Genomic DNA, 19,110 nt, shown 5'->3' on the forward strand with positions numbered 1-19,110 from the left:
ATTGTACTTAATTACAAAATCGGGGATTTCCCTATATGTATAAAAAAGACCGCACCCAATAAAGTGTACGGTCTAAAAACTACTTATGATTTAGTTTTATTTGTTTTCATCGTGATGACGACGTCTTCTGAATAACAAGATTGAGCCAAGGGCTGCGAATAATCCGCCAAATAATAAACCACTATTTGTAGTTTCTTTACCTGTATCTGGTAAAGCTTTAGCTGTTGATTTTGCTTTTTCAGCTGTTTTATTTGAAGGTTTATCTTTCACTTTTGATACTTCAACGTTAGAAGCTTTATGGTTTGTATTAATAGTACTTGTTACATTTACATCAGATTTTGGTGTTTTAATTTTTTCTTTATTCGGAACAGGTGCAACTTCTTTGTCGCCTACAACAATTGCAGTAGATGTTTTAGAAACATTGCCTGCTTCGTCAATAGCGACTGCAGTTACTTTATCTCCATCTTTCAACGTTACATTAGAAGGAACATCCACTGACCATGTACCATCTTGTCCAACTTTAACTGTAACTGTTGTGCCATCAGGGAACGTTACATTAACAGTTGTACCTGGTTCAGCAGTACCTGTAACTACTTTGTCTCCAGTATGAATACCATTCACAACTGGTGCTTCTGGAGCAACTGTATCTTTGACTGATGTTACTGTTTCTTTTGAAACATTTCCTGCTTCATCAGTAATAACTGCTTTTACAGTGTCTCCATCTTTCAATGTTACATTTGTTGGAACATCTACTTTCCAATTACCATCTTTATCTACTTTAGTTGTTACGGTAGATTCGTCTGGGAATGTCACTGTTACAGTTGTACCTGGTTCATTGCCAGTACCTGTGACAGTTCTATCACCTGCTTCAATAGGGTTCACGACTGGTGCTTCTGGTGCAATTGAATCATGGACTGTGACATCAACAGTAACATTTTCTGTTGAACCATCTGGATATGTTACTTTAACTGTAACTGTCACAACATCTCCTTCAGTAGCATTTTCTGGTACTGTCACTGTAATTTTACCAGTATCAGGATTTACTGTGACTGTCCAATCTTTATCCACTCCTGATTCGTTCGGAATTTCAAAGTGTGTGCCAGTTGGAACATCATCTTTCACTTGAGGAATTTCAATTGATACTCCAGGGTTCACTTGGACATCGTTATAACCAGGATTATATACATCAGCATCTGGTTGTGGATGAACAGTAATTGTCACATTAATATAATCTTTTGTGCCATCAGGATAAGTGACTGTAACAGGTACATCATAGTTGCCTGGAATTGAACCGCTTGGGATTAATGATGGATCATCCACTGTCACTTTATATGGTTTTTCAGTATCAGGGTAACCTGGAACAGTTACTTTACCTACAATTTCATCAATCGTTGTATGACTGCCATATGGTTTTTCAATTGGTTCAGCTGTTGGTTCATATACATCTGAATCTTTCGGACCAACAACAACTTTCACAATAATATGGTCAGTTGAACCATCCGGATATGTGACTGTAACCGGAACATCATATACACCTGGTGTTTGACCATTAGGTAATACAGATGGGTCATCTACGGTAACTTTATAAGGATTATCCACTTTAGAATAGCCTGGTACAGTTACTCTTGAAACAACATCATCAATTGTAGTTGGTGTACCATATGGTTTTTCCACTTTTCCAGCAACTGGTTCAAAGACATCTGAATCTTTCGGACCAACGACTACTTTCACAGATACATGATCTTTTGTACCGTCTGGATAAGTGACTGTGACTGGTACTTCATATTCACCCGGAACTTTGCCATCAGGAATTAGCGTTGGGTTATCTACGGTAATTTTTGGTTGGTTACCTTCTGTTGGATAACCTGGTACAGTTACTTGATTAACAATTTCACTTTCTGTTGTTGGTTGGTTATATGGTTTTTCAATATCTTTTGATACTGGTTCATATTTATCATTTTCCGGTTGTGGATTAACCGTAACTTTAACTGTTACATGGTCTTTTGTGCCATCTGGATATGTCACTGTGACTGGTACTTCATATTCACCCGGAACTTTGCCATCAGGAATTAGCGTTGGGTTATCTACGGTAACTTTTGGTTGGTTACCTTCTGTTGGATAACCAGGTACAGTTACTTGATTAACAATTTCGCTTTCTGTTGTTGGTTGATTATATGGTTTTTCAATATCTTTTGATACTGGTTCATATTTATCATTTTCTGGTTGTGGATTAACCGTAACTTTAACTGTTACATGGTCTATCGAACCATCTGGGTATGTGACTGTAACCGGAACATCGTATACACCTGGTGTGTTTCCATTAGGTAATACAGATGGGTTGTCTACGGTAACTTTATAAGGATTATCCACTTTAGAATAACCAGGTACAGTTACTTTTGAAACAACATCATCAATTGTAGTTGGTGTACCATATGGTTTTTCTACTTTTCCAGCAACTGGTTCAAAGACATCTGAATCTTTCGGACCAATGACTACTTTCACAGATACATGATCTTTTGTGCCATCTGGATAAGTCACTGTTACTGGTACTTCATATTCACCCGGAGTTTTACCATCTGGGATTAACGTTGGATTATCTACGGTAACTTTTGGTTGGTTACCTTCTGTTGGGTAACCAGGTACAGTTACTTTTGAAACAACATCATCAATTGTAGTTGGTGCACCATATGGTTTTTCTACTTTTCCAGCAACTGGTTCAAAGACATCCGAATCTTTCGGACCAACGACTACTTTCACAGATACATGATCTTTTGTACCGTCTGGATATGTCACTGTAACTGGTACTTCATATTCACCCGGAACTTTGCCATCAGGAATTAGCGTTGGGTTGTCTACGGTAACTTTTGGTTGGTTACCTTCTGTTGGGTAACCAGGTACAGTTACTTGATTAACAATTTCGCTTTCTGTTGTTGGTTGATTATATGGTTTTTCAATATCTTTTGATACTGGTTCATATTTATCATTTTCCGGTTGTGGTGTTACAACAACTTTAACTGTTACATGATCTTTTGTACCGTCTGGATAAGTAACCGTTACTGGTACTTCAAAGACCCCTGATGTGCTTCCATTAGGTACTTTCGTTGGGTCATCAATTGTAACTACAACTTTACCACCATCTGTTGGGAAGTTTGGAACAGTTACTTTACCAATAACTTCTTCTGAAGTAGTTGGTGTGCCATATGGTTTTGTGATTTCTTCCACTACCGGTTCATATACATCTGAATCTTTTGGTTCTACTGTAACTTTGACTGTTGTGTGATCTTTCGTACCGTCTGGATAAGTGACTGTTACTGGAATTTCGAATGTACCCGGTGTTTGACCGTTCGGAACTTTAGTTGGGTCATCCACTGTTACTACCGGTGTGCCTTTATCCGCTGGGTAGTTCGGTACTGTAACTTTATCTTTAACTTCTTGTTCTGTAGTACCTTGACCGAATGGTTTCTCAATCGGTTTCACTATTGGTTCGTAAGTGTCTGAGTCTTTCGGATTTACTGTTACTTTCACTACCACATGGTCTTTTGTGCCATCTGGATATGTCACTGTCACTGGAACTTCAAACTCACCGCTTGTTTTACCGTCAGGTACTTTCGTTGTATCCACTGTGATTACAGGTTGGTCGCCGTCTTTAGGGAAGTCTGGAATACTTACTTTTCCTTTGACTTCGTCTTCAGTAGTCGGTGTGCCATAAGATTTTGTGATTTCTTCCACTACTGGTTCATATACATCTGAATCTTTTGGTTCTACTGTAACTTTCACAGTTATTGTATCAGTTGTTTTATCTGGGTAAGTGACTGTAACTGGAACTTCGAACTCACCACTCGTTTTACCGTCAGGTACTTTCGTTGTATCTACACTAATAACTGGTTGGTCGCCGTCTTTAGGGAAGTCTGGAACGCTTACTTTACCTTTGATTTCGTCTTCAGTAGTTGGAGTTCCATATGGTTTTGTGATTTCTCCTGCAATCGGTTCGTATTTATCATTTTGTGGTTGCGGAGTCACTGTAACTTTGACTATTACGTGGTCTTTCGTACCATCTGGATAAGTGACGGTTACTGGAACTTCGAATGTTCCTGGTGTTTGACCGTTCGGAACCTTAGTTGGATCATCCACTGTTACTACTGGTGTGCCTTTGTCCGCTGGGAAATTAGGGACTGTGACTTTATCTTTAACTTCTTGTTCTGTTGTTCCTTGACCAAATGGTTTTTCAATCGGTTTCACTGTTGGTTCGTAAGTGTCTGATTCTTTCGGTTCTACTGTTACTTTCACTACCATATGATCTTTTGTGCCATCTGGATATGTCACTGTCACTGGAACTTCGAATGTTCCTGGTGTTTGTCCATCTGGAACTTGAGCAGAATCATCCACTGTGACTGTTGGGGTACCTTTGTCAGCAGGGAAGTTAGGGACTGTGACTTTGTCTTTAACCTCTTGTTCAGTTGTTCCTTGACCAAATGGTTTTGTGATTGGTTGTGTTACCGGTTCATAAGTGTCTGAATCTTTCGGACCTACTGTTACTTTCACATTCACAACATCAGTTGTTTTGTCTGGATAAGTGACTGTCACTGGAACTTCGAACTCACCACTTGTTTTACCGTCAGGCGCTTTCGTTGTATCCACTGTGATTACAGGTTGATTGCCTTCTTTAGGGAAGTCTGGAATACTTACTTTTCCTTTGACTTCGTCTTCGGTAGTCGGTGTACCGTATGGTTTTACGACTTCTCCTGCAATCGGTTCGTATTTATCATTTTGCGGTTGTGGAGTCACTGTAACTTTAACTGTTACGTGATCTTTCGTACCGTCTGGATAAGTGACTGCCACTGGAACTTCGAACTCGCCGCTTGTTTTACCGTCAGGTACTTTAGTTGTATCTACAGTAATAACCGGTTGGTCGCCTTCTTTAGGGAAGTCTGGAATACTTACTTTTCCTTTGACTTCGTCTTCAGTAGTCGCACTACCATATGGTTTTACGATTTCTCCCGCAGTCGGTTCATATTTAGCATTTTGCGGTTGTGGAGTCACTGTAACTTTGACTGTTACATGGTCTTTTGTGCCATCTGGATAAGTGACTGTCACTGGGACATCCAATTCACCCGGTGTTTGACCGTTCGGAACCTTAGTTAGATCATCCACTGTGACTACCGGTGTGCCTTTATCCGCTGGGAAGTTAGGAACTGTGACTTTATCCTTCACTTCTTCTTCAGTTGTTCCTTGACCAAATGGTTTTTCAATCGGTTGAGTTATTGGTTCGTAAGTGTCTGAGTCTTTCGGTCCTACTGTTACTTTCACATTTACTGTATCCGTTGTTTTGTCTGGGTAAGTGACGGTTACTGGAACTTCGAACTCGCCGCTTGTTTTACCATCAGGTACTTTCGTTGTGTCAACCGTAATAACTGGTTGATCTCCTTCTTCAGGGAAATCCGGAACGCTTACTTTACCTTTGATTTCATCTTCAGTAGTCGGAGTTCCGTATGGTTTTATGATTTCTCCTGCAGTCGGTTCGTATTTTTTATTTTGCGGTTGCGGAGTCACTGTAACTTTAACAATCACGTGATCTTTCGTACCATCTGGATAAGTCACTGTTACAGGGACATCCACTGTTCCTGGTGTTTGACCATTAGGAATTTGGGCTGGGTCATCCACTGTTACTACTGGTGTGCCTTTATCCGCTGGGAAGTTCGGCACTGTCACTTTGTCTTTAACCTCTTGTTCAGTTGTTCCTTGCCCAAATGGTTTTGTGATTGGTTGAACTGTTGGTTCATAAGTGTCTGAATCTTTCGGACCTACTGTTACTTTCACATTCACAACATCGGTTGTTTTATCTGGATAAGTAACTGTCACCGGCACTTCAAATTCTCCACTTGTTTTGCCATCTGGAATTTTTGTTTCATCTACTGTCACTGTGAATGGTTGACCGTTTTCTGGATATCCTGGGACAGTAACTTTTTCTTTCACTTCATCAGGTGTTGTTGTTTCACCGTAATGTTTAGTTACTTCTCCTGCTTTAGGATCGTATTTTACGTTTTCTGGTTGGTCACCTACAGTCACTTTAACTACCACGTGATCTTTTGTACCATCTGGATATGTTACTGTCACTGGAACATCAAATACCCCATGAGTATTTCCATCAGGCAATTTAGTTGGTTCATCCACTGTTACTACTGGTGTGCCTTTATCCGCTGGGAAGTTAGGAACTGTAACTTTATCTTTTACTTCTTGTTCTGTTGTTCCTTGACCAAATGGTTTTGTAATGTTTTCAAATTTAGGTTCATAAGTGTCTGAATCTTTTGGTCCAACAGTAACTTTTACAATTACTGTATCCGTTGTTTTGTCCGGATAAGTGACTGTCACTGGAACTTCGAACTCGCCACTTGTTTTACCGTCAGGTACTTTCGTTGTGTCAACCGTAATAACTGGTTGGTCACCTTCTTTAGGGAAGTCTGGAACGCTTACTTTGCCTTTGACTTCACCCGCTGTAGTTGGAGTTCCGTATGGTTTTGTGATTTCTCCCGCAGTCGGTTCATATTTATCATTTTGCGGTTGCGGAGTCACTGTAACTTTGACTGTTACGTGATCTTTAGTGCCATCTGGATATGTTACTGTCACCGGAACATCGAATTCACCCGGTGTTTGACCGTTCGGAACCTTAGTTGGGTCATCTACTGTTACTACTGGTGTACCTTTATCCGCTGGGAAGTTTGGTACTGTAACTTTATCTTTCACTTCTTGTTCTGTTGTGCCTTGACCAAATGGTTTTGTGATTGGTTGAACTGTTGGTTCATAAATGTCTGAATCTTTTTGTCCAATAGTGACTTTCACATTAACAGTGTCTGTTGTTTTATCTGGATAAGTAACTGTCACTGGAACTTCGAATTCACCTGGTGTTTGACCGTCAGGTACTTTTGTTGTATCCACTATGATTACAGGTTGATCGCCTTCTTTAGGGAAGTTCGGAACACTCACTTTACCTTTGACTTCGTCTTCAGTAGTTGGAGTTCCGTATGGTTTTACGATTTCTCCCGCTGTTGGTTCATATATATCTTTTTGAGGTTGATCGCCTACAGTGACTTTAACTGTTACTTTGTCTATTGTTTTGTCTGGATAAGTAACCGTAACTGGAACATCAAATGTGCCATGTGTATTTCCATCAGGTAATTTAGTTGGGTCATCCACTGTTACCACTGGTGTGCCTTTATCATTTGGGAAGTTCGGTACTGTAACTTTATCTTTCACTTCTTGTTCTGTTGTGCCTTGACCGTATGGTTTTGTGATTGGTTGTGTTACCGGTTCATAAGTGTCTGAATCTTTCGGACCTACTGTTACTTTCACATTCACTGTATCTGTTGTGTTGTCTGGATAAGTAACTGTCACTGGAACTTCGAATTCACCTGGTGTTTGACCGTCAGGTATTTTAGTTGTGTCAACCGTAATAACTGGTTGGTCACCTTCTTTAGGGAAGTCCGGAACACTCACTTTACCTTTGACTTCGTCTTCAGTAGTCGCGCTACCATATGGTTTTGTGATTTCTTCCGCTGTTGGTTCATATATATCTTTTTGAGGTTGATCGCCTACAGTGACTTTAACTGTTACTTTGTCTGTTGTTTTGTCCGGATAAGTAACCGTAACTGGAACATCAAATACGCCATGAGTATTTCCATCAGGTAATTTCGTTGGATCGTCAACTGTTACTACCGGTGTTCCTTTATCTGTTGGGAAGTTTGGTACTGTTACTTTGTCTTTAACTTCTTGTTCTGTTGTGCCTTGACCGTATGGTTTTGTGATTGGTTGAGTTGTTGGCTCATACGTATCTGAATCTTTCGGTCCAGTTGTAACTTTTACATTGACAATATCTGTTGTGTTGTCTGGATATGTCACTGTGACTGGAACTTCTACTTCTCCTGGCGTTTGACCATCTGGAATTTTTGTTTCATCTACTGTCACTGTATATGGTTGACCATTTTCTGGGTAACCTGGAACAGTCACTTTTGATTTCACTTCATCTGGTATTGCTTTATCGCCGAAATGTTTAATGATTTCTCCGGCTTTAGGATCGTATTTCACGTTATCCGGTTGTTCGCCTACAGTAACTTTAACTGTGACTTTATCTGTTGTTTTATCTGGGTAAGTAACTGTTACAGGAACATCAAATACGCCAGGTGTTTGACCATTTGGTACTTTTGTTTCGTCATCGATAGTAATAACTGGTTGAGTACCTTCTTTAGGGAAGTTAGGAATTGTAACATTTCCTTTAACCTCATCTTCTGAAGTTGGTGTACCAAAAGGTTTTACTATTGGTTGTGTTGTTGGCTCATACGTAACTGAATCTTTCGGTCCAACTGTTACTTTAACTTTCACAACATCTGTTGATTTATCTGGATATGTTACTGTAACTGGAACTTCAAATTCTCCACTTGTTTGACCATCTGGTACTTTACTTGTGTCCACAGTAATAACTGGTTGAGTGCCTTCTTCAGGGAAGTTCGGAACACTTACTTTACCTTTGACTTCGTCTTCAGTTGTAGGTGTACCATATGGTTTGTTAATCTCTCCTGTAGTTGGTTCATAAACATTTGAATCTTTTGGTCCTGTTGTCACTTTTACATTGATAACATCCGTTGTTTTGTCCGGATATGTCACTGTGACTGGAACTTCTGCTTCTCCTGGTGTTTGGCCATCAGGAATTTTCGTTTCATCTACCGTTACTGTATATGGTTGACCATTTTCTGGGTAACCTGGAACAGTTACTTTTGATTTCACTTCATCCGGTGTTGCTTTTTCACCAAAGTGTTTGTTAATCTCTCCTGCTTTAGGATCATATTTTACATTATCCGGTTGTTCACCGACTGTTACTTTAACTGTGACTTTATCTGTTGTTTTGTCTGGGTAAGTGACTGTTACAGGAACATCAAATACGCCAGGTGTTTGACCGTTCGGAATCTTAGTTGGATCATCCACCGTTACCACTGGTGTACCTTTATCCGTTGGGAAATCTGGTACTGTGACTTTATCTTTTACTTCTTGTTCTGTTGTATTTTGACCAAATGGTTTTGTGATATTTTCAAATTTTGGTTCGTAAGTGTCTGAGTCTTTCGGTCCAACAGTGACTTTCACATTAACTGTGTCTGTTGTTTTGTCTGGATAAGTTACTGTAACTGGTACTTCAAATTCTCCACTCGTTTTACCATTAGGTACTTTCGTTGTGTCAACACTAATAACTGGTTGAACACCTTCTTTAGGGAAGTTCGGAACACTCACTTTTCCTTTGACTTCATCTTCAGTAGTCGGTGTACCATATGGTTTTGTGATTTCTCCTGCAGTCGGTTCATATTTATCTTTTTGTGGCTGTTCCCCTACTGTTACCGGAACTTTCACATGGTCTTTTGTGCCATCTGGATATGTCACTGTCACAGGGACTTCTACTGTTCCTGGTGTTTGGCCGTTTGGAATTTGTGCTGGATTATCGACTGTGATTGTCGGTGTTCCTTTTTCCACTGGGAAGTTTGGAACTGTAACTTTATCTTTGACTTCTTGTTCTGTTGTATTTTGACCGTATGGTTTTTTAATTGATTGAACTGTTGGTTCATAAGTGTCTGAATCTTTCGGACCTACTGTTACTTTCACAATCACTGTATCTGTTGTTTTATCTGGATAAGTTACTGTTACCGGCACTTCAAATTTTCCGCTTGTTTTGCCGTTTGGTAAGTTGTTTGTATCTACAGTAATAACTGGTTGGTCCCCTTCTTTAGGGAAGTTTGGAATACTTACTTTACCTTTGACTTCTTCCGCTGTAGTCGGTGTACCATATGGTTTTGTGATTGGTTGTGTTGTTGGCTCATACGTATCTGAGTCTTTCGGTCCAGTTGTCACTTTCACGTTTACAACATCTGTTGTTTTGTCCGGATATGTGACTGTAACCGGAACTTCTACCTCTCCTGGTGTTTGACCATCTGGAATTTTCGATTCATCTACTGACACTGTATATGGTTGGCCATTTTCTGGATATCCCGGAACAGTTACTTTTGATTTCACTTCATCCGGTGTTGCTTTTTCACCGAAATGTTTAGTAATTTCTCCTGTTGTTGGTTGGTACGTATCCGAATCTTTTGGTCCGACTGTGACTTTCACATTCACTGTGTCTGTTGTTTTATCTGGGTATGTGACTGTGACAGGAACTTGGAATACACCACTAGTTTGACCATTTGGTAATTTTGTTGGATCAGCTATTGTTACTACAGGTGTGCCTTTTTCTTTAGGGAAGTCAGGAACGCTTACTTTGCCTTGAACTTCTTCCGCAGTTGTTGGTGTTCCGTAAGATTTTGTGATTTCTCCCACTGTTGGTTCGTATTTATCTTTTTGTGGTTGTTCTCCTACAGTTACCGGAACTGTCACATGATCTTTTGTACCATCTGGATACGTCACGGTTACAGGGACTTCTACTGTTCCTGGTGTTTGCCCATTTGGAATTTGGGCTGGGTTATCAACTGTGACTGTTGGTGTTCCTTTTTCTTCAGGAAAATCTGGAACACTTACTTTGCCTTTGACTTCTTCTTCAGTAGTCGGAGTTCCATAAGGTTTTGTGATTTCTCCCACTGTTGGTTCGTATTTATCTTTTTGTGGTTGTTCTCCTACAGTCACTGGAACTTTCACATTGTCTTTTGTGCCATCTGGATATGTCACGGTTACTGAGACATCCACTGTTCCTGGTGTTTGGCCATTTGGAATTTGGGCTGGATTATCGACTGTGACTGTTGGTGTTCCTTTTTCTTTAGGAAAATCTGGAACACTTACTTTGCCTTTGACTTCTTCTTCAGTAGTCGGAGTTCCATAAGGTTTTGTGATTTCTCCCACTGTTGGTTCGTATTTATCTTTTTGTGGTTGTTCTCCTACAGTTACCGGAACTTTTACATTGTCTTTTGTGCCATCTGGATATGTCACGGTTACTGGGACATCCACTGTTCCTGGTGTTTGGCCATTTGGTAATTTACTTGTATCTACTGTGATTACAGGTTGAGTGCCTTCTTTAGGGAAATCTGGAACACTTACTTTGCCTTTGACTTCTTCTTCAGTAGTCGGAGTTCCATAAGGTTTTGTGATTTCTCCTGTTGCCGGTTCATATTTATCTTTTTGTGGTTGTTCTCCTATAGTCACCGGAACTGTCACATGATCTTTTGTACCATCTGGATACGTTACGGTTACAGGGACATCTACTGTTCCTGGTGTTTGGCCGTTTGGAATTTGGCCTGGATTATCAACTGTGATTGTTGGTGTGCCTTTTTCCACTGGGAAGTTTGGTACTGTGACTTTGGCTTTAATCTCTTGTTCGGTTGTGCCTTGACCAAATGGTTTCGTAATTGAACCTGTTGTTGGTTGGTACGTATCTGAGTCTTTCGGTCCGACTGTGACTTTCACATTCACTGTATCTGTTGTTTTATCTGGATATGTGACTGTGACAGGCACTTGGAATACGCCACTTGTTTGGCCGTTTGGTAAGTTGTTTGTATCTACAGTAATTACTGGTTGTTCACCTGTTTTAGGGAAGTCAGGAACACTTACTTTACCTTGGACTTCTTCTTCAGTAGTCGGAGTTCCATAAGGTTTTGTGATTTCTCCCGCTGTTGGTTGATATTTATCGTTATCAGGTTGAACTCCTACTGTCACTTTGACATTCACTGTGTCCGTTGTTTTGTCTGGATAAGTCACTGTAACGGGAACTTGGAACTCACCGCTTGTTTGACCATTTGGTAAGTTGTTTGTATCTACAGTAATTACTGGTTGTTCACCTGTTTTAGGGAAGTCAGGAACACTTACTTTACCTTGGACTTCTTCTTCAGTAGTCGGAGTTCCATAAGGTTTTGTGATTTCTCCCGCTGTTGGTTGATATTTATCGTTATCAGGTTGAACTCCTACTGTCACTTTGACATTCACTGTGTCCGTTGTTTTGTCTGGATAAGTCACTGTAACGGGAACTTGGAACTCACCGCTTGTTTGACCATTTGGTAACTTGCTTGTATCAACTGTAATTGTCAGTGTGCCTTTTTCTGCTGGGAAGTTTGGTACTGTGACTTTGGCTTTCACTTCTTGTTCAGTTGTTGCTTGACCATATGGTTTAGTGATTTCTCCTGTTGTTGGTTGGTACGTATCTGAATCTTTTGGTCCTGTAATAACAGGCACGTTAACAACTTCACTTGTACCATCTGGATATGTCACTGTAACAGGTACATTTACCGTACCTGGTATTTGACCATCTGGAATTTTTGAAGTATCCACTGCATAAGTCGGTTGATCCACATTTCCTGGGAAATTAGGAACTGAGACTTTTGATTTCACTTCGTTTTCATCCGTTTTTTGTCCAAATGGTTTATGAATTGCTTCTGTTGTCGGTTGATATTTATCGTTATCAGGTTGTGCTTTTGTGGTAACTGGTACTTCAATCACTTCTGTAGAATTATCAGGATAGTGTACAGTCACTGGTACATTCACTGTACCTGGTGTTTGACCATTTGGAATTTTTGTTTCATCCACTGTATAAGTTGGTTGATTACCACCAGCTGGGAAGTCCGGTACAGATACTTTTCCTTTGATTTCATCAACAGTTGCTTTATGACCGAAGTCTTTTTCAATTGAACCTGCAGTTGGCGTATATTTGTCTTTATCAAGTTGTGCTTTTGTGACTACCGGTACATTAACGTGTGCAACAGAACCATCTGGATACGTAACAGTAACAGGTACTAGAACTTTACCAGGCGTATTTCCATCTGGTAATTTGTCAGGATGATCTATTGTGATTGTTGGTTTTTTAAGATGAGTCGGATATTTAGGGAATGTGACATGACTCATAACATCTTCTTCAGTTGCTGGTTGTCCGAATTCTTTAGTTACTGTTTGTGCTTTTGGTGGATATTTATTAGCTTCTGTTATATGAACAATTACAGATGAACCAGCGATATCGTTACCACCAGAAACAAGTACTGCAGTATAAATATCACCTTCCTGAGCTTCTTTAGGAATAGTAAATCCGCTTACTTGTTCTCCTCGTTTTGGTGTTGTAAAGTCCGGACCTCTATGCACTGTTTGTCCGCTAGGATCTCTCCATTCTATGTGTGTAGGCATTGGTGGTACATCACCATTAGGCAATTTAACATTAACACGACTGCCTGGTGCTGCTGGGTTGTTTGTCGCATTATACGGAACAGTGTGAAGATCAATGGTATCTGATGGACTCAATACTACTGCGAAGTTGACATTCGCCCATTGTTGTACCCCTGAATAAGGTGCTGAAATTGGTGCGAAAGATATGTTTTGGTTTGCTTTTCTAAACTCTGGTGAGGTAAATCCTGAATAAGTTTGGACGAGTTTACCTTTAGTGTTTAAAACAAAACCATAAATATGATCCACATCCAAAGTACCGTTAGGGAATTTAGCTGCGTAAACCCCATTTCCATCAACCACTGAAACAACAGTAGCTGAAATATATTCTGGATGTTCAGTTAATAATCTTTTCGCAGCTGCAGCACGTTCATGTACAGGTACACGTTGTACTTCATTTCTATAAGCTGCTGCGCCTTGTGAAGTTAATGAGCTTAATACAACTTTATAACCCGCTGCAACTCTATCTCCTAAGTTCGGGTTATAGTTAGGACCGGTTGCTGAGTTAGCTCTATCTCCACCTGAACTTTCTATCCAAACTTTACCGCGAACGACATTATAACCATCAATAGCTAATATTTCTGGAAAACTATGGTTACCTTCGCTTGTAATCCATTGATTTTTAGGTTTCGTCATGTAATTACCGACTGGCACTTCAGCCATAAAGATACCTGTACGTCCTATGTTTTTACCTACTACTGGAGTTTGTCCCATATTGTTATCAGTAAATGTGTCTACAAACACACCTGGATAGAAACCACCAGCTTGTCGTAACATTGTTGCTCTGTTGCCGTTAGGTAATGTGAAATCTGGAATTGCAAAACGATATTTTTGTCCTTTAAAAGCTTTATATACATGGTGTTTACCTGTCGCATCTGTCCAACCTTGTCTTAAGTCAAAGGCATAGGCACCTGGACCATCTTGAGCACTATCATCACGGTTTCTATTATGTGTATAAGCACGATAAATTGGTGAGATTGATCCATCTTTATCCATCCATTGTAAATATACTGGTGTATTAACAGGTACTGGTGCTAAACCATTCGTACCTACAGATGGGATACCTTGATCAGCCATCCAAGCACGACCGGAAATCAAGTTAGTTTTACTCAATTCATCTGAACCTGAACGGACATAACCATTTTTAATCGCATCTGCATCAATAATTATTGGTTCAATTGGAAGTGTTACCGCATACTTTACAAAGTCTGGATTATCTGCCACTTGTTCTGCTTCTGTAGTTAAATCTTCACGTACAGCAGGTTTATACCAAGTTTCATATTCATGAGATAATTGATAAAGTAAAGCTTGTTGAATTTCTTCTGGTGTTGCTTGACTATCTAAATTCAATTCTTGAATCAAAGTTTGCGCTTCTTCTATAGAAACACCTGAAGATTGCGCATAAAATTCAGCAGCTGTATTCAAATCTTGAACTTGTTGAATTTCTAAAATAGATTGAGGTACTTCTACTTTAGGTGTTTCAGCTACTTTTTGAACTGCTGTGTTTGTTTCAACTGAGGCTTTTTCTGTCGAAACTTCTTGTGGTTTCGGAGTTGAAGCTGCTTCTTTTTCAACTGTTGGAGCTACAACTTCTTGATTAGCAGAAGTTACTTTTTCTGTTGAAACTTTACTTTCATTTGTTGGTGTTGTTTCAACCTCAGTTTGTAATACTTCTTTTGTTTCATCTGTTTTTGTTGTTTCAGATGATGTAGTTACTGCAGTTTCATTAACAACTGCATCTGCATGATTCACTTCAACATTAGTGTCTTTGTCTGGTGTTGTTGCGTTAACTGTAGATGTGGTTGATGTTTCAGCTGCTTTCGCATCTTGTGTATTCACCCCGAATAGTAAGATAGCTCCTACTAGAATAGAAGCAGTACCTACAGTGAATTTACGAATAGAATATTTGTTTTTTCTATCCGGTTGGAAAGATGCTTTGTTCTTAGATGTGTGTTCATCTTTCAACCTAGACACTCCTTAATTTTAATTTAGGCATGCAAAATAATAACAAGAATAATCCAATTCACCCCTTCTTGCTTTCTTTGAAAATTACAGATTCGAATTCTTCTTATCATTCTACATAGCACCAAATTAATTATATCACTTATCTAATTGTACGTAACAAAAATTTTGGTTCGTTTTCCTTATGTTATTTTATAAAAAATGTCTACCTATGAATTTTGAAGTATAAATAACATCACATAAAAAAGGAATGGATCTCTCCATTCCTAACATGTACTACTTTTAAAATTGTCTTAAATCAATTTAATTTGCCTCATCTTCTTGTTCTTGATCAATCCACTCTAACATGAGGTCAAAATGTCTACCTTCAGGTTCAATATTATCCATATGAGACAAGCTTGAAAATGCGTATAAATCTATCGTGTTTTGAGTGTTTTTTGAAACATAATCTATCGTTGTGTCAATTTCCACTTGTTTATCATCAAAGCCTTGAATGATTAGTGTTTTCGTATTCAATGGTAAACGTGAAATTGGTGATGCCGCATATAATATATCTTCTGACACATCTCCAAAATATTCTTCTGCTGCGTTTCGTCCTAATTCTTTCGCTTTTGTATAAGGCACATCAGTGACAGGTGATAATGCGACAATTCTATCCGCTTCATCTTCATTATTTAATACAAGTTGTCCACCCACGGAATGTCCTATAAGAATTAATGATTCACCTTCACCTACAAATTCAGAATTTCTAAATGTTTGAACTGCTTTTTTAACATCTTCTTCTGGTATAGGCCATTTATGTTCCCCACGACGATATTCAACATTTGCGACGTTATAGCCTTTGTTTGTTAAAACTTCATTCATTTTATCATTTAATGAACGATCAAATTTTTGGCGCCAATAACCGCCATGAACTAACACAAGCCATTTATCAGCATGTTTTCCATTTTTATCATTTGATGCATAAACATCAATTAGTTGTTCTTCATGGTCTCCATAATATAATACTTCCATTGATAATCACTCCTAAGTGAATGTGATTTTCTAGCACTAACTCTTTACCCCCTTTTGTCAGTACCCACACTTCACTGAATTGGCCATACTTATGTATCAATTAATTCTAATTTCTGAATTAATCGCACATAAAATAAGCCGACAAACCTAGAAGATTTGCCGACCATTTAAATGATAGCTATGTTATTATTTTAAACTGTCTTGAATTTTTTTGATTTCATCTTGTTTTAAATCAACAACGATTTCGCCATCTTTAACTTCTTCTTTTAGAGCTTTTTGAGCTTCTTTAGAGTGGTAAAGCGCCGCAACTTTTTTCAATGTTTTATCGTCTTTGTCTTTAGAGTTCACTGCGATAATGTTGATGTATGGTTGTGATGCTTTTGTATCATCTTTTTCTAAGTAGATTGGGTCTTTTTTCGCATCTAAACCTGCTTTAGTTGCCACACCATTGTTAATAACTGAGATATCTACATCATCTAATGCACGTGCTGTTTGTTGTGCATCTACTGCTTTGATATCTAAGTTCTTTTTGTTTTCTTCAATATCTTTAATGCCGCCTTTTAAGCCGAAGTCTTTAGAAAGTTTGATGTAACCTGCTTTTTCTAACAATTTTAATGCACGTGCTTGGTTAGAAACATCGTTTGGAATGATAACTTTCGCACCGTCTTTTAAGTCTTTAATGTCTTTAATCTTTTTAGAATAAATACCTAATGGCGCAAATACTGTTGTACGAATCGGTGTGATTTTTGTACCTTTATTCGCTTTTTCATATTGATCTAAGAATGCAAAGTGTTGGAATGCGTTCATTTCGATATCCCCATCGTTTAGCGCCTTGTTTGGTACGTTGTAATCAGAGAATTGTTTAACTTTCACTGTAATACCATCTTTTTTCGCAAGTTCTGCAACTTTATCCCATACTTTTGTTTCGTTAGATGCTACGCCGACTGTAACTGTTTTACTATCATCTTTCTTCCCGCATGCAGCTAAAAGCACTACAAATGCGATTGCTAATACTAATAATTTCTTCATTCAATGACTTCCCCTTTACTTGTTTAATTTCTACGAATTTTCTTAGCTAATACGTTCCCTAAAGATTGAATCAGCTGAACCATAATAACTAAAATTACTACTGTAATCACAATGACGATTGTGTCGAAACGTTGATAACCATAAGCAAGTGCTAAGTCACCAATACCTCCTCCGCCGACAGCGCCGGCCATAGCAGTTGCTCCGATTAAACCGATAATTGCAGTTGTTAATGCTAAAATCAATGAACCTAATGCTTCAGGTAATAAGAAGTAACGGATAATTTGAAGGGGTGATGCACCCATCGCATTCGCAGCTTCAATCACACCTGAATTCACTTCTAACAATGAGTTCTCAACTAATCTCGCAATATAAGGTGCGACATAAACTGTTAACGGTACGATTGCGGCTGCTGTCCCAATCGAAGTACCTACCACTAATTTTGTGAACGGTACAATCGCAATTAATAAAATAATGAAGGGTACCGAACGCAATACGTTAATGACAGGATTGAGAATGTGATAAATCACTACATTTTCCCAAATGCCATCTTTCTTAGTGACTACAAGCAGTACACCAAGTGGAATCCCGATTAAAGAACCAATTACTAATGAAATGGAGACCATCAATAACGTTTGATACAGCGCCTCCATTAATAGAGACGAATCTAATGTAGATCCAAGCATGTTATACGACCTCCTCAAATTCAATATGATTTTGTTTCATATAGTCAAATGCACGTTGCTTACTTTCATCTGAACCTTTGATACGCAATGTTAAATAACCGACTGAAGTATCTTGAATATCGGACATCGATGCATAAATAACATTTACATCTAAGTTGAAGTCTTTAATCAATGTTTGGATCACTGACAATCCAATTTGCGAACCTTCTAGATACACTTTGACATCCACATAATCCGCATCAGTCGGTAATTGATGAATCATCTTATCACTGATATCTGTACTGATAACTGTAGATACGAAGCTTTTTGCAGTTTTCGTTTTAGGATGGCTGAACACCTCTAACACGCTTCCGATTTCAATAACACAACCTTGTTCCATAACCGCAACTTTATCGCAGATTTGTTGAATCACGCCCATTTCATGGGTAATCAATAAAATCGTAACGTCAAATGTTCGATTGACCTTCTTCAACAATCGCAAGATTGAATCTGTGGTTGCTGGGTCTAACGCACTTGTTGCTTCATCACACAATAGAATTTTAGGATCTGTAACTAAAGCTCTCGCAATCGCAACTCTTTGTTTTTGACCACCCGACAACTCATTAGGATACTGTGAACCTTTATCTCCTAAACCTACGAACTCAAGCATTTCGTCAACTTTCTCTTTTATGTATGACTTTTCCTTACCTTCAAGGATGAGCGGCATCGCAACATTATTGAATACTGTCTTAGAATTTAATAAATTGAAATGCTGGAAAATCATGCCTATATTTTTCTTCACTTTACGCAATTCATTTTTGCTGTATTGATTGATGTCATGACCATCCACAATAATGTTTCCTGATGTCACATTTTCAAGCTTATTGACTAATCGGATTAACGTACTTTTACCAGCGCCACTATACCCGATAACTCCAAATATTTCTTGGCGTTCTACAGTAAAGCTGACATCTTTCAAAGCCTGAATTTCCGTTGAGCGTTTACGGAATGTTTTATTGACATCCTTGAACTCAATCATAGGTAAATCCCCCTTAATAATTTGAAATAAATGAATCTTAACTATTTTGAGATAATTTTATAAAAAGAAAATCCCGAGGACTGATGAAACAAGTCCACGGGATACATATATCGGCTCGTCTCATCTTCACAGTGTTTCACTGTAGGAATTGGCACAGTAATTAATCTTCATAATTAATCCTGTTGCCGAGGCTTCGCAGGGCCTGTCCCTCCGCCTCTCTGGATAAGATAGTTTTATTCA

Annotated in this window: 5 protein-coding genes and 1 riboswitch; all 5 genes read right to left on the reverse strand. The window is 38.8% G+C overall.

Going from position 1 to position 19,110, the window contains the following annotated elements; all coding sequences use genetic code 11:
• Positions 1–96: 96 nt before the first annotated feature.
• On the reverse strand, positions 97–15,129 hold the full coding sequence (locus BU038_RS03835; protein WP_107604893.1) for a Rib/alpha-like domain-containing protein: 15,033 nt from the start codon (positions 15,127–15,129) through the stop codon (positions 97–99).
• Positions 15,130–15,429: 300 nt separating this feature from the next.
• Complete coding sequence (locus BU038_RS03840; protein WP_107604894.1) at positions 15,430–16,140, reverse strand: alpha/beta hydrolase; 711 nt, start codon at positions 16,138–16,140, stop codon at positions 15,430–15,432.
• A gap of 186 nt (positions 16,141–16,326) precedes the next feature.
• Positions 16,327–17,169, reverse strand: a complete 843-nt coding sequence (gene gmpC / locus BU038_RS03845) for a dipeptide ABC transporter glycylmethionine-binding lipoprotein (RefSeq protein WP_002480032.1) — start codon at positions 17,167–17,169, stop codon at positions 16,327–16,329.
• Positions 17,170–17,192: 23 nt separating this feature from the next.
• Positions 17,193–17,852 carry a methionine ABC transporter permease gene (locus BU038_RS03850; RefSeq protein WP_107604895.1) on the reverse strand — a complete coding sequence of 220 codons (660 nt, stop codon included), beginning with the start codon at positions 17,850–17,852 and terminating at the stop codon, positions 17,193–17,195.
• Position 17,853: 1 nt separating this feature from the next.
• Entirely contained in the window at positions 17,854–18,870 is a 1,017-nt protein-coding gene (locus BU038_RS03855) for a methionine ABC transporter ATP-binding protein (RefSeq protein WP_107604896.1), read from the reverse strand.
• A gap of 117 nt (positions 18,871–18,987) precedes the next feature.
• A riboswitch (SAM riboswitch) is annotated at positions 18,988–19,099 on the reverse strand.
• Positions 19,100–19,110: the final 11 nt, after the last annotated feature.

The sequence above is a fragment of the Staphylococcus simulans genome (genome assembly GCF_003043455.1).
In the GTDB taxonomy this organism is placed as follows: Bacteria; Bacillota; Bacilli; order Staphylococcales; family Staphylococcaceae; genus Staphylococcus; species Staphylococcus simulans_A.